This is a genomic window from Schaedlerella arabinosiphila (assembly GCF_003885045.1).
Classification (GTDB): domain Bacteria; phylum Bacillota; class Clostridia; order Lachnospirales; family Lachnospiraceae; genus Schaedlerella; species Schaedlerella arabinosiphila.
This window is the reverse complement of the sequence record NZ_RHJS01000002.1, coordinates 3675357-3689237: the sequence shown is the minus strand read 5'-3', so window position 1 is coordinate 3689237 and position 13881 is coordinate 3675357. Positions and strand designations below refer to the sequence as shown.

The following is a 13881-nucleotide window of genomic DNA, read 5'->3' as shown; positions in this document are numbered from 1 at the left end:
AATACATATATTACGGCGGTTTTTTCTCAGGTGTATGCACCTGTTTCATGGGAGTGAGATATCAGGTAGACGAACTGATCAACTCGGTTCTGACGGCGGTGCTCTACTATCTTGCGATGCCTTGCGGAGTTCTCTGCGGCTTATATTTCGGCAGCATGGAACAGCGCAGGCCAAGGGTGTTTCAGGTTCTGAGAGTGGTTGTTTTTTTACCGTCGCTTGTGTTTGCGATTATATATCCCTGGAGTCAGACAAAGGCAATCATTAAGACCCACGAAGAAGCCTTTATGGTAATAGGTATTTACAACCTGCTGTATGGTTTGTTTATGACCGTACTGGTTGTGGTGACCCTTGTGAGAGAAAGAAAAAGCTGCCAGATCAATCAGCGCAGGTTTATAGCCGTATATGTGCTTCTGCCGCTCTGGTACTGGCTGCTGAGCATATTCCCTGTCCACATGCTCAAGATTGAAAAGCTTTACAAGCTCTGGCAGGGCAATGTTTTGATTATTTTCGGGCTGCTGTTTTATTATCTCTACCTTCTTTTCCACAAAGGAATCTGGGGATTGCGGCTGAACAGGCAGTATTTTGACTGGTCGGAGGACAAGGTTCAGCTTCCGGAGGATATCAGGTATATTATCCACATGTTGAAAAATGAAACTGCGAAGCTTCGCCTGGGGACTCAGTTCATCCGAGAACTGGGAATCCCGGAAACAGAAGATGAACTGGATATTCTGGACCGCTCCGTTACCCATATCGAAGAATTTATCCGTCGGAGCAACCTGTGTTCCGGAGATATTCAGCTTGAACCCGAATGCATTGACATAAAGGCGCTTTTTGAAGAGATTGCAGGCGAACTTGCAGAGTGGAAAGGGACGGTAAAGATTGAAGTAGAACCCGATCTTTCCGCTTTATACTGCGACCCTTATCACATGAAGGAGGTATTATGTAACCTGGCAGCAAACGCAATTGACTCTATGGGAGAAGAAGGCACTCTGACCTTCGCGGCTCAGAGACCAAAGAAAGATATTGTCTTACTCCGTGTATCTGATACAGGTCGTGGAATACCGGAAAAGGATCTGGGGCATATTTTTGACTTTTACTATACCAGTTATGTGGATTATTCACATTTCGGCCTGGGGCTGGCCTACTGCAGGGATGTGGTCAGGCGGCATAACGGCTATATAAAGGTAAAAAGCTCTACAGAGCCGGAGCGGCAGGGTACAGAGTTCACATTGTGTTTACCCCGGGGATTCAGGGGGGGGGTAAGACAGAAGGAAAATGATAAAAGTATTGATTGTAGAGGATGACGAGGATTTTGTATACCTGGTTCAGAAATTACTGAAAAAGCATAAGGATATCGAAGTGACTGTTGCCGGCCCTGATCAGGAAAAGGTGCTTTCTAAGGTGGTGGAGGAGCATACGGACATCGTGCTGATGGATTTGAATCTGGGCGTTTCGAATCTGGACGGGATTCGTCTTTCAAGGGAGATCCGTATCCGGACGGACGCGAAGGTGCTGATCCTGACCGCGCTGGAGACGCCGGATATGATTTTCAAGGCTGCGGAGGAAGCATTTGCATCGGGTTACATATTCAAAAGCCAGATGTCTTTTTTGGTGGAAAATATCCGTGCGACTGCGGAAGGACATACCGCGCAGGAATATCTGATCGCATCGGCGGCGCTGTCCTGCCTTTCGGAAGCAGAAAAGGCCGTGTTTCATATCATGATGGGAAAAGAAAACACGCTTTTATCATCCCCCAAGACCATTGCGAATCAAAAAGGCAGGATCGTGAAGAAGCTGGGACTGGACAACCAGAAAGAACTGGTGCATGTATTCCGTATGTTTAAAGAATAAGGAATTACAGTTCGCGGCCGGTCAGGCCGTAACTTTCACAAAGGACAGGCTTCTGGGGATGCTGGAAGAATTTTCTTTCTTGACATCTGCTGTGAGAAGTGATACAACTTTATTAATTGAATAACAGACTTGATAGAGGTGCGGGATTCATCAGTACCAGGAAGGACAGCGAAAAAATGAGCAGGCTTTTATATCGGCCCAGTGTGCTGTCCGTGCAGTAAAGTCCAGGGAGACAAGGCAGCCCGACAGGCGCTGCCGCTGCAAAATGGGAAAGGGGAGACCGCCGAAGGAGACGTGTCTGTCCCTGTGAGACGGCTTCTGGGCCGCGGCAGAATATGCTGCGGACTGTCACATCAGTGGAGCGCTATCACGGGAGATACAAGGAATATAGAATATACAGGAATAATACCATGAATGCGCCTGCTTTTTGCATGACGTTATTCATGGTATTTTTTCATCAGTATCTGATGAGTTACTGTTCACACGGTGTCGTGCACTTGCTGCACGGCATCCGGCCAATTCAGTGATGGGGCGGGCATCCAGCCCCTCGCCGTCAGGCGACTTTTCAATGGGCTGGATGCCGTTACTGTGAGCACCCGGCCAGGGTGTGAACAGTAACTCTGATGAGAAAACTCCGGATAAGCAGCCATTTCCGGGGGCGGTTTTCCGTATGCCGCAGAGGCTGTGAAAACTATCAAACATTTCTAAGGAAGAGAGAGGTTGGAAAATGAAAAGAATACAACACAAAATGATGTGGGCGGTTTCCGCGTCCCTGCTGCTGGCCATGTGCTGTCCGATGCTGGCGCTTGCCGCGGAGGAGGCCGAAGAGTATGTACCCTCTATGTATGCATCCTTCTGGTCGCTGATCCCTCCGGTTGTGGCCATCGTGCTTGCGCTGATTACGAAAGAGGTATACAGCTCCCTGTTTGTCGGGATTCTGATCGGAGGTGTATTTTACTCCGGGTTTACCTTTGAGAGGACGATGACCCATGTGTTCCAGGACGGGATCATCGGCTCCTTGTCGGATGCGTACAATGTAGGAATCCTGGTGTTTCTGGTACTTCTGGGAATCCTGGTATGCATGATGAACCAGGCCGGCGGGTCTGCTGCATTCGGACGCTGGGCAAGCGAGCACATCAAGAGCCGTGTAGGCGCGCAGCTTGCCACGGTGCTTCTGGGAGTGCTGATCTTTATAGACGATTACTTTAACTGTCTGACCGTGGGGAGCGTGATGCGTCCGGTGACGGACAAGCACAACGTATCCCGGGCCAAGCTGGCCTACCTGATTGACGCCACGGCGGCGCCGATCTGCATTATCGCACCGATTTCTTCCTGGGCGGCGGCAGTGACCGGATTTGTGGAAGGGGAAGACGGACTGTCCATTTTCATCCGTGCGATCCCTTACAACTTTTACGCCCTGCTCACCATTGTCATGATGATTGCCCTGACGATTATGGGCGCGGATTACGGCCTGATGAGAAAGCATGAAGAAAATGCCCTGAAAGGGGATCTCTACACAACGCCCGACAGGCCTTATGCAAACGCGGAAGAAGAGGAGAGCAATCCGAAGGGCGGGGTCATTGACCTGGTATTTCCGATTGTCGTGCTGATCTTCTGCTGTGTGATCGGAATGATCTATACGGGCGGTTTCTTTGAAGGGGCCGGGTTTGTAGAGGCGTTTTCAGGAAGCGACGCTTCCGTAGGGCTGATGCTGGGCAGCTTCTTTGCGTTTATCATCACGATTGTATTCTATGCGGTGAGAAAGGTGCTAAAGTTCGGCGAGTCTATGGCCTGCATCCCGGAAGGCTTTAAGGCCATGGTGTCCCCGATCCTGATCCTGACGCTTGCGTGGACGCTGAAGGCCATGACGGACAGCCTGGGGGCGGACGTATTTGTGGCTGAGATTGTAAAATCCAGCTCAGGCGGCCTGGTGAACCTGCTTCCGGCAATCATCTTCCTGGTAGGATGCTTCCTGGCGTTTGCTACCGGCACCTCCTGGGGAACATTCGGTATCCTGATCCCGATTGTTGTAGAGGCATTTTCAAAAACCAATGAGACCATGATGATCATATCTATCTCCGCATGTATGGCAGGCGCGGTGTGCGGCGACCACTGTTCACCGATTTCCGATACCACCATTATGGCTTCCGCAGGCGCTCAGTGCAACCATGTGAACCATGTGTCCACTCAGCTTCCCTATGCGGTGACTGTTGCGGCGGTTTCGTGCGTGACCTACGTCATCGCGGGCTTTGCGCAGACGCCTTTGCTTCCGCTTACCATCGGCGTCCTGCTGATGATCGGAGTCCTGTACGTCATGAAGAGTAAAAACATGAATTTGGAATAAAAGAAAACGGATATATAAGGAATATAAAAAACGCCGCTTCACGAAACAGAAGCGGCATTTTTTTATACCATCGTATGCAGAAAAGCTGCCGGCGGCAGGTTTTCAGTATGTATATCCGGTATGAAGCGCCAAAGGCGGCAGCCGGTTTTCAGGTCGGGATCATCAACCGGTTCTGGTTCCGCCATTCCCTGGGGGCAAGACCGTACATATTTTTAAATGCCCGTGAAAAATGAAGCTGGTTGGCATAGCCCACCGCATTGGAGATATCCCCGATGGACAGCCCGGTCAGCTTGAGCAGCTCCGCGGCCTTGACCATCCGGTAGTTCAGCAGAAATTCCTGGGGGGTCTTGCCCAGGGATTCTTTGAAGATCTTTCCGAAATAGCTGCGGTTCAGTCCGCAGGTAGCGGCGATATCCTCCACGGAGATATCATTCTGGAAATTCTGCTCCATATAGGTAAGCGCCTCCTTAATATAAAAGTCACGCAGACGTCCGGTCTTCGGAGCGGTCATGTGGACGGCGGAGCGGGTCAGAAAATCCAGAAACAGATATACGTGCCCGATCAGGTGCAGGGGGGGCATGTCCTTGTGTTCTACAAGATACATCATTTCCTTTACCATATTTTCGCGCATGTCTTTGGAACGCGCATGGTAGATCGGCTGATTCATGGACAGACAGGCGAGCTCCACCGCGCCCTTTGCGCGAAGGCCGTCAAATTCAACCCATGCGTATTCCCAGGGGAGATTCTTATCCGCTATGTAGGTAGTGATCTGACCGGGAAAGAGCATAAATCCCTGGCCGCTTTTGACTTGAAAGGTCTGTGTGACGCCGTTGGAATCATCCGACATCAGCGTGCCGGTTCCGGAAATGACGTAGTGGAATAAGTAATGATTTCTGGCGGCAGGACCGTAGGAGTGGGATGGTTCGCACTGCTCCCAGCCGTATTGGTACAACCCAAGGTCAACAAAATTCTCGTTCGGAAATACGGAAAAAATTAATTCATGCATAATAACCTCCTGAAACCGGGTTGACCGGTAAAGTCTGTTGCTGTAGAAATTTTTCCATTTTATGCTTTATGCTTTTTGACTCTTTGAAAACCTTTACTTAGAATTGAATCGTACTTATCATACACGCACCGCGCCATTTATGCAAGAGTAAAGTATTTGGAAAAGTGTATTTTTTTCACTATATACCAAAATGCTAGGTGACTTTTATAAAAATTTAATAAAATAGCACAAAGGTATAAAAGGCCTAAAATGCGGCTATTTATCAGTCGCATTATGGAATGTATAATATTTTCATCAGAGAAACCAAAGAAGTTTCTGTAAAGGAAAGGAGAAAGTGAAGCAATCGGGTTTTCGACAGTTTCAAGTATGAAAAATTGTTCTAAAGCCTTATGGTAGGCGTATTTTTTTGTCAAATTTTTCTTGTTTTTATGTTGTATGTGCTGTATGTTTGTGATATAATGTTTTTGAGGTGATGTTCTATGAAGCTTTACTTTGATAAACGTCTCAAGGATCCTACCTATTACGCACAGCAGGGAATCCGAAATGGGAAAAAAACTACCACTCGAAATGTCAAAAACTTCGGGAAGCATTCTGAACTTCTCAAAATAACAGACGATCCGGAAGCATATGTCAGAGAAGAAATCAGAAAAATGAATGAAGAGTACCGCGTTGGTAAAGTCACTTTTAATCTGACTGCCGATTTTAACGAAAAGGTGAAATCTACAGAGCTTGAAGCCTCTTCCTCCAACTGGGTCAACATCGGATATTTCTTTCTTCAGAATATTATGAAACATCTCAGCCTTAAAGAATTCTTTCGCCAGAAAACGGACACCCGGAGAGTTACATATGACTGTTTTACAATCTCACGTTTCCTTACCTACGCGAGAATCCTGGATCCCAGCTCTAAGCTTGCCACCTGGAACCGCCGGGATTCCTACTACGAGCAGCCGGATTTCGATTACCAGCACATCCTCCGGTTTATGGATCTTTTAGAAAATAATTATGACGATTACCTGATGTGGCTTTTTAAGTATAGCAATTCGATCGTCAAACGTGATACTTCTGTCCTTTATTATGACTGTACGAATTTCTACTTCGAGTGCGAACAGCCCGACGAAGATATCGTGGATGAAGTGACCGGTGAGGTGATCCATGGATTGAGAAAATATGGCCTGAGCAAAGAACACCGCCCGAACCCGATTGTAGAGATGGGACTTTTCATGGACAGCAGGGGCATTCCCATCACCATGTGCCTCCATTCCGGTAATACCAGTGAACAGCTTACGGCAATCCCTTTAGAAAAAGAAGTCCTTAAAATGATAGATGGTTCCAAATTCATTTATTGTGCGGATGCCGGCCTGGGTTCCTATAACATCCGCAAATTTAACAGTATGGGGGGCCGGGCCTTTATTGTGACCCAGTCCATCAAAAAACTTAGTAATGCACTCAAACAGGCGGTATTCAATGACTGCGATTACCGGCTGCTGTCCAACGACACCTTGATAAAAATAGAAGATATGAAGGGCTTTGACAGACACAAGAAAGAAAACCTGAAACTATATAATGATTTCGCGTATAAGGTAGTCCTTGCAGATAAGGTCATTGATCTTGGGCTGTACGAAGAAAAAATATTAAAAAATGGCAAAGTCAAACGCGTGAAAGCAACCGGCACTCTCAAACAGCGCCTGATCATAACGTTTTCAAGAAAAATGATGGAATATCAGAGAACTGTACGTGACCGCCAAATCGAACGTGCACGAAAGCTGTTAGAGAAAAAAGATCCGGAAGAAATAAAAAAAGGGCCAAATGATGTAAAACGATTTTTGAAGCGGGTCGCTCATACAAAATCTGGCGAAAAAGCAACCATTGAATATGTTCTCGACGAATCGAAGATTGCAGAAGAAGAGAAATATGACGGATATTATGCCGCAGCAACAAACCTTTGTGACCCGGCCAAGGAAATTCTGGCAGTTTCACACAAGAGATATCAGATAGAGGATTGTTTCAGGATCATGAAAACGAATTTCACCGGGAGACCTGTAAACCATCGATTGCCGAATCGTATCAGGGCGCACTTTCTGATATGCTATACGGCATTGCTGGTATATCGCTTGCTTGAGGCCAGGCTGGATGATCAGGGGACACATGTCACTCCGGAGAATCTGATCACCACATTGAAAAACATGAATGTAACGAATATACATGATGTCGAGTATATGGCACTCTACAATGGCAGCAAAGCACTTGATGCACTGAACCAATTAACATCTTTAGATTTGGATAGACTTCATTACAAACCAACGGAACTGAATAAAAAAATAAAAAAAATTTTAGGATAGCGATTACATACAACATTTTTTGCCAAAGAAAACTCCGGCAATCCCAGTATTTATAAGGATTATCGGAGTTTTTAAATTTTCAAAGTGTCGAAAACGGGATCATACACGCACCGCGCCATTTATGCAAGAGTAAAGTATTTGGAAAAGTGTATTTTTTTCACTATATACCAAAATGCTAGGTGACTTTTATAAAAATTTAATAAAATAGCACAAAGGTATAAAAGGCCTAAAATGCGGCTATTTATCAGTCGCATTATGGAATGTATAATATTTTCATCAGAGAAACCAAAGAAGTTTCTGTAAAGGAAAGGAGAAAGTGAAGCAATGAGAAAAAGAAAAGCAGCAGTAAGTGTACTTCTGGCAGGCATCATGCTGATCGCAATGTGTCTCAGTGCATGCGGGACAGATGAAAACGCAGGCAAGACCGTGGTTGAGCTGGTGCAGTACAAGCCGGAAGCAGTAGGTGTATTCGAGAAGCTGGAAGAAGAGTTCAACGCAACTCATGACGACATCGTACTTAAGATCGACTCACCGAATGACGCAATGACTATTTTGAAAACCCGGTTTATCCGTGAGAACTATCCGGATATCATCGGAATCGGGGGAGATATCAACTATTCTTATTTTGTAGATTCTGATATCCTTGCCGATGTTTCCGATTACCAGGGCCTGAGCAGCATCAAGCAGTCCTACCTGGACATCCTGGAGAATCTGGAGTTTGTTCCGACAGAAGGAACCTTCGGAGTTCCCTATGTGGCGAACGCAGCCGGAGTGCTCTACAACAGAGATATGTTCGAGGAGCACGGATGGGAGATCCCGGAGACATGGGATGAGTTCATGGATCTGTGCGAAGAGATCAAGTCAGAAGGCGTGCTGCCAATGTATTTCGGCTTCAAGGATACCTGGACCTGTCTGGCACCGTGGAACGCCCTGGCAGTAGACCTGGCGCCGGCTGACGTGTGCAAGCAGGTGAACCGCGGCGAGACCAATTTTACGGACGAGTACCGTGAGATTGCGGAAAAAATGCTGCAGCTGGTAGAATACGGTGAAGAAGGACCCTTTGCGTATGGCTACAATGACGCTTGTACCGCTTTTGCGAACGGCGAGTGCGCAATGTATACCATCGGAAGCTATGCAGTACCTCAGATCAAATCCGTAAATCCGGATATGAACATTGACTCCTTTGTAATGCCGGGAAGCGATGAAAAAGGCGGCAACGTACTGAACTCCGGTGTAGACCTTCAGTTCTGTGTAACGTCCGAATGTAAAAACAAGGAAGCGGCTTATGAGGTGCTTGACTTCCTTTTGGAAAACGACAATATCCAGATGTACCTGGATGACCAGAATGCAGTACCGTGTAAGGACGACAGCTTTGAGCTTGCAAGCGAAGTGGACGGTATGACAGAGTATATTGAGCAGGGAATCATGTCTGACTATCAGGATCACTACTATCCTTCCGAGATGGCAGTGGACGCACAGATCCAGACCTTCCTGATCAACCAGGATGTAGATGCGTTCCTTGCAAAATTTGATAAGGACTGGCTGCGTTACAACCGCGACATTATCCGCCTGGTAGAGGAATATGAAGCGGCACACGGAAATGAGTAATCGGAAAGGAGTGGGAAGAAAATGAAAAAAATGAATGACAGAGAACGGACATTTTTACTGATGACGATACCGATCCTCATTTTGTTCTTCTTGTTTAATACATTGCCTTTGATCAAGGGTGCAATCTACAGTTTCACGAACTTTAAAGGATACGGCACATATAACTGGGTTGGAATCCGAAACTACATCGACCTGTTCGGGGACGGCCGTGTCGGCAAATCCTACTGGTTCACATTTAAGCTGGCTCTGTTTTCTACCGTTGTGGTCAATGTGGTCAGCCTGATCCTGGCGCTGGGACTGAACAGCAAGATCAAATTTAAGAGCGCGCTGCGCGGACTGTACTTTATTCCGAACATCCTGGGCGCATTGGTAGTCGGTTATATTTTCAACTATTTCTTCACATATATCCTTCCAGCAGTCGTACAGATGATGGGCGGAGAAGGAACCAGTATGCTGGCAAGCACAAAGTGGGCATGGGTTGCGATCATGATCGTGTGTGCATGGCAGGCTATCGCGATGAATACGATCATCTACATCTCCGGTCTGCAGACCGTACCGGAGGATGTATATGAAGCAGGTTCCATTGACGGCGCTACCGGATGGTCACAGTTCAAGCACCTGACCTTCCCGCTGATTCTTCCGTTTTTCAGCATCAACATGACGCTGTGTATGAAGAACTTCCTGATGGTATTCGATCAGATCATGGCGTTGACAAAGGGCGGCCCGGCACAGAGTACAGAGTCCATCTCCTACCTGATCTACAACAATGGTATGTCAGGCGGACAGTTTGGATTCCAGAGCGCCAATGCAGTTGTCTTCTTTATCATGATTGTAGTGATCTCCGTAGCACAGATGACATTTACAAGTAAGAGGGAGGAGCAGTTATAATGAAAGAGAAAGTAAACGAGAGAGTAAACTGGCCTGTTACGATCCTGCTGATCATTGGATTGATCACCGTAGCTTTTCCGCTCTATATGACGATTGTTATCGCATTCAAGCAGCCCAGCGAGATGACAAACAGCATCTCAGGGATCTTATCCCTTCCGAAGAGCTGGAGCCTTGCGAATTTTGCGGAGGCAATGCGTGTGACAGATTTCTGGCGTTCCCTGTTTAACAGCTTTCTGATCACGGTGATCACGGTGGTTGTGTCCATCCTGATCCATTCCATGATCGGATATGCGGTGGGAAGAAATAAAGCAAAAAATAAATTTTACAACTTTGTCTATCTGTATATTGTAAGCGGTATGTTCGTACCCTTTGCGATCCTGATGATGCCTCTGGTAAAACAGACGGCGCAGATGGGAATTGACAACCTGGTAGGTGTAATCCTCTGTTACGTGGTATTCTATATGCCCATGAACGTACTGCTGTATTCCGGATATCTGGTTAATATCCCGGTGGCTCTGGAAGAGGCGGCGCGTGTGGACGGTACAAGCACTTTCCGGACATACTGGAGCATCATATTCCCGATCATGAAGCCCATGCATGCTACCGTTGCGGTACTGACAGCGCTGGGTACATGGAATGACGTTATGACACCATTGGTTATCATGAGCGGAAGCGGAATGAATACTCTGCCTCTGGCACAGCTTACATTCCAGACACAGTTCGGTACAAACTACAACTTGGCATTTGCATCCTACCTGCTGGCATTGCTGCCGATACTGGTCTTCTACATCATCTGCCAGAAGCAGATCCTGAACGGCGTGGTAAACGGAGCGGTAAAATAATTAAATCTGTTTGTAACAGACAGGGTGAGGCTACCCCAATCAAAGCGGCAGCTCATACGGCAAGGCGGACTTTCTATAAGTCCGCTTTGTCTGTGTTTTGGGAGCCGGGAGCAAATGTCGGCGGCGGATATAAATTTTTTGGAAAAATGTGGAAAAGTGATTGCGCAGCGGTATCGGATGCGCTATACTTATTTGCGGTTATTCTGCAACAAACTTTAAACTTGATATACGCTGTATCAGGTGCATTGTGAGAAAAGGAGAATAAGGTATGGGAATTGTTTTTGATGAAACGAGGAAAACTTTTACACTGCACACGAACGATTCAACGTATCAAATGCAGGTTGATCCCTTCGGGTTTCTTCTGCATTTATACTACGGCAGGAAGACGGATGGCTGCATGGATTATCTGCTGACTTATGCGGACAGAGGGTTTTCCGGCAATCCTTATGATGTGGGCAGCGACCGGACGTATTCGATGGATGTTTTACCACAGGAATTTCCATGTCTGGGGAACGGCGACTACAGGAGCCCGGCAATCGCGGTGAGAAACGCGGACGGCTCGGTAAGCTGCGACCTCCGGTTCCATGGTTATGAGATTCGAAAAGGAAAGTATGCGATCAAAGGGCTTCCCGCGGTGTATGCGGAGGAAGCGGAGGCGGAGACGCTGGAGATCCATATGGAGGATCCGGTGACAAAGGTCAGGGTGGATCTGCTCTACGGCGTGCTGCCGGAGCTGGATGTGATCACCCGGAGCGCAAAGGTGTCGAACGGCGGGACAAGCAAAGTGTATCTGGAGAAGATACAGCCGGCCTGCCTGGATTTTGTAAACGGAGAATTTGACTTTATCAGTTTTTACGGGCGTCATGCAATGGAACGGAATTTCCAGAGGGTGCCGGTTGTCCATGGCACCATGTGCATCGGCAGCAGGCGCGGAACCTCCAGCCACCAGTATAACCCGCTGATGATACTGGCGGATCGGGAGACCACGGAGGACGCGGGGAGCTGTTATGCAATGACCCTTTTGTACAGCGGCGGATTTAAGGGAGAGGTGGAGCGCGACCAGTTTAATCAGACCCGGATACAGCTGGGGCTTTATGAAGAGAGATTTTCTTATCCGCTGGAATCCGGAGATGAATTTTCGGTTCCGGAGGTGGTGATGACCTACAGCAGGATGGGGCTGTCGAAGCTGTCCCAGAATCTGCATGCCTGCATCAGAACCCATCTATGCCGAGGAAAATACAGGGACGAGGTTCGCCCGATCCTGGTCAATAGCTGGGAGGCTTCTTATTTTGATTTTGACGGTGAGGCGATCTACCAGCTTGCAAAACAGGCATCGGAGCTGGGGATCGAGATGCTGGTACTGGACGATGGATGGTTCGGAAAGCGGGACGATGACAACAGCGGTCTGGGCGACTGGTATGCCAATGAGGAGAAGCTGGGAGAATCCCTGGAGAGCCTGATCGGAAGGATCAACGCCCTGGGCGTGAAGTTCGGGATCTGGATCGAACCCGAGTCTGTCAATGAGGACAGCACACTGTTCAAGCGGCATCCGGACTGGGCTATGCGGATTCCCGGACGGAATCCGGTTCGTGCGAGAAATCAGCTTGTGCTGGACTTTTCCAGAAAAGAGGTCGTGGATTCCATTTTTGAACAGATCTGCAAGGTTCTGGACCAGGGAAATATTGAGTATGTAAAATGGGATATGAACAGAGGGCTTGCGGATATCTATTCCTGCGGAACCGACGAGCAGGGAAAGGTACTGCATGACTATGTTCTGGGCCTTTATGATTTTCTGGAGCGGCTGGTACAGAGATATCCGAATATCCTGATTGAGGGCTGCAGCGGCGGAGGAGGAAGATTCGATGCCGGGATGCTTTACTATACGCCCCAGATCTGGTGCAGTGACAATACGGATGCGGTGGACCGTGTGAGGATTCAGTACGGTACCTCCTTCGGATATCCGGTGTCCACGGTGGGCTCCCATGTGTCGGCGGTGCCGAACCACCAGACAGGCAGAGTGACGTCCCTGGCTACCAGGAGCATTACCGCTATGTCGGGAACCTTTGGATATGAGCTGGATCTGGGAAGGCTTACGGAAGAGGAGAAGCAGGATATCCGCCGGCAGGTGGCAGACTACCATCGGTATGCGCCGCTGATCCAGAACGGGCTGTATTACCGGCTGACCAATCCCTTTGAGCAGGCGGTCGGGGCATGGCAGTTTATTTCCGAGGATCAGGCACAGGTGCTTGTATATTCGGTAATGCTGGAAGTCCATGGAAATATGACGGTGGACTATGTGAAGCTGAAAGGTCTGAAAAGCGGATGCATGTACCGGGAACAGGTAAGCGGCAGGCTGTATGCGGCGGACGCGCTGATGGAGGCAGGAATCCCCCTTCCGGCGGCATTCGGGGAATACGAGGCGCACCAGCTTTACTTTGAGATGGAGAGATAGAAGGAAAAGGCTGCCTGCCGTTACAGTTCATACGGTGCCGCGCACTTGCTGCGCGGCATCCGGCCGATTCAGTGATGGGGCGGACATCCAGCCCGCGGCTGGTCAGGCCGTGAACTGTAACCGGCAGGCAGCAATATAATTAACGAATCAAAAACGGTCAAAAGAAATGCTTGCCATCTATGAAGCGGTGTGCTAAAATAGATTTACTTGTGAGTTGGTCCATTAGATTAGGAGGTGTGCACAGATGGATATTTTAAAGATTGTATTGACGATTCTATTTGTGATAGATTGTATCGCATTGTCAGCGATTATTCTTCTTCAGGAAGGAAAGTCAGCCGGACTCGGGACAATCAGCGGCGTAGCAGATACCTATTGGGGACAGAATAAGGGACGTTCCATGGAGGGGGCGCTTGTGAAGTCTACAAAGTTTCTTGCGATCTTGTTCATCGTGCTGGCAGTCGTACTGAACCTGGGTGTATTTAACTGAGGGCAGGCACGGCAGCGCGGCGGAACAACGGCAGCAGGATTCACAGGATGAAAGGCAGGAACGA

The 13881-nt window shown here is 48.1% G+C and carries 10 protein-coding genes and 1 riboswitch; of the genes, 9 read left to right on the top strand and 1 reads right to left on the bottom strand.

The window, feature by feature from the left end; all coding sequences use genetic code 11:
- Positions 1 to 47: 47 nt before the first annotated feature.
- The 3 genes from EBB54_RS17700 to EBB54_RS17690 all read left to right on the top strand — a co-directional run bounded on the left by EBB54_RS17700 (position 48) and on the right by EBB54_RS17690 (position 4195).
- On the top strand, positions 48 to 1304 hold the full coding sequence (locus tag EBB54_RS17700; protein ID WP_243127712.1) for a sensor histidine kinase: 1257 nt from the start codon (positions 48 to 50) through the stop codon (positions 1302 to 1304).
- Positions 1276 to 1851, top strand: coding sequence for a response regulator (locus EBB54_RS17695; RefSeq protein ID WP_004078135.1), 576 nt, complete (start codon positions 1276 to 1278; stop codon positions 1849 to 1851). The genes EBB54_RS17700 and EBB54_RS17695 overlap by 29 nt, the downstream gene beginning before the upstream one ends.
- 125 nt (positions 1852 to 1976) lie before the next feature.
- Positions 1977 to 2226: riboswitch (Lysine riboswitch) on the top strand.
- A 352-nt stretch (positions 2227 to 2578) separates the two neighbouring features.
- A complete protein-coding gene (locus EBB54_RS17690; protein WP_125128395.1) occupies positions 2579 to 4195 on the top strand; it encodes a Na+/H+ antiporter NhaC family protein in 1617 nt (538 codons plus the stop codon).
- A gap of 148 nt (positions 4196 to 4343) precedes the next feature.
- Here the strand turns inward: EBB54_RS17690 and EBB54_RS17685 are convergent, their stop codons facing one another.
- On the bottom strand, positions 4344 to 5201 hold the full coding sequence (locus EBB54_RS17685) for an AraC family transcriptional regulator (protein ID WP_004078133.1): 858 nt from the start codon (positions 5199 to 5201) through the stop codon (positions 4344 to 4346).
- Between the two features lie 479 nt (positions 5202 to 5680).
- Here EBB54_RS17685 and EBB54_RS17680 point away from each other — a divergent pair, with 479 nt between their 5' ends.
- The 6 genes from EBB54_RS17680 to secG all read left to right on the top strand — a co-directional run bounded on the left by EBB54_RS17680 (position 5681) and on the right by secG (position 13817).
- The gene (locus EBB54_RS17680) at positions 5681 to 7540 is read left to right on the top strand and encodes an IS1634 family transposase (protein ID WP_125127523.1); all 1860 of its coding nucleotides are present in this window, start codon (positions 5681 to 5683) and stop codon (positions 7538 to 7540) included.
- 324 nt (positions 7541 to 7864) lie between these two features.
- Positions 7865 to 9148, top strand: coding sequence for an ABC transporter substrate-binding protein (locus EBB54_RS17675; RefSeq protein WP_004078131.1), 1284 nt, complete (start codon positions 7865 to 7867; stop codon positions 9146 to 9148).
- 21 nt (positions 9149 to 9169) lie between these two features.
- Positions 9170 to 10036 carry a carbohydrate ABC transporter permease gene (locus EBB54_RS17670; RefSeq protein ID WP_004078129.1) on the top strand — a complete coding sequence of 289 codons (867 nt, stop codon included), beginning with the start codon at positions 9170 to 9172 and terminating at the stop codon, positions 10034 to 10036.
- Positions 10036 to 10878, top strand: a complete 843-nt coding sequence (locus EBB54_RS17665) for a carbohydrate ABC transporter permease (protein ID WP_004078127.1) — start codon at positions 10036 to 10038, stop codon at positions 10876 to 10878. The genes EBB54_RS17670 and EBB54_RS17665 overlap by 1 nt, the downstream gene beginning before the upstream one ends.
- 268 nt (positions 10879 to 11146) lie before the next feature.
- Entirely contained in the window at positions 11147 to 13330 is a 2184-nt protein-coding gene (locus tag EBB54_RS17660) for an alpha-galactosidase (protein ID WP_125128394.1), read from the top strand.
- Positions 13331 to 13574: 244 nt separating this feature from the next.
- The gene (gene secG / locus EBB54_RS17655; protein WP_004078124.1) at positions 13575 to 13817 is read left to right on the top strand and encodes a preprotein translocase subunit SecG; all 243 of its coding nucleotides are present in this window, start codon (positions 13575 to 13577) and stop codon (positions 13815 to 13817) included.
- Positions 13818 to 13881 lie beyond the last annotated feature (64 nt).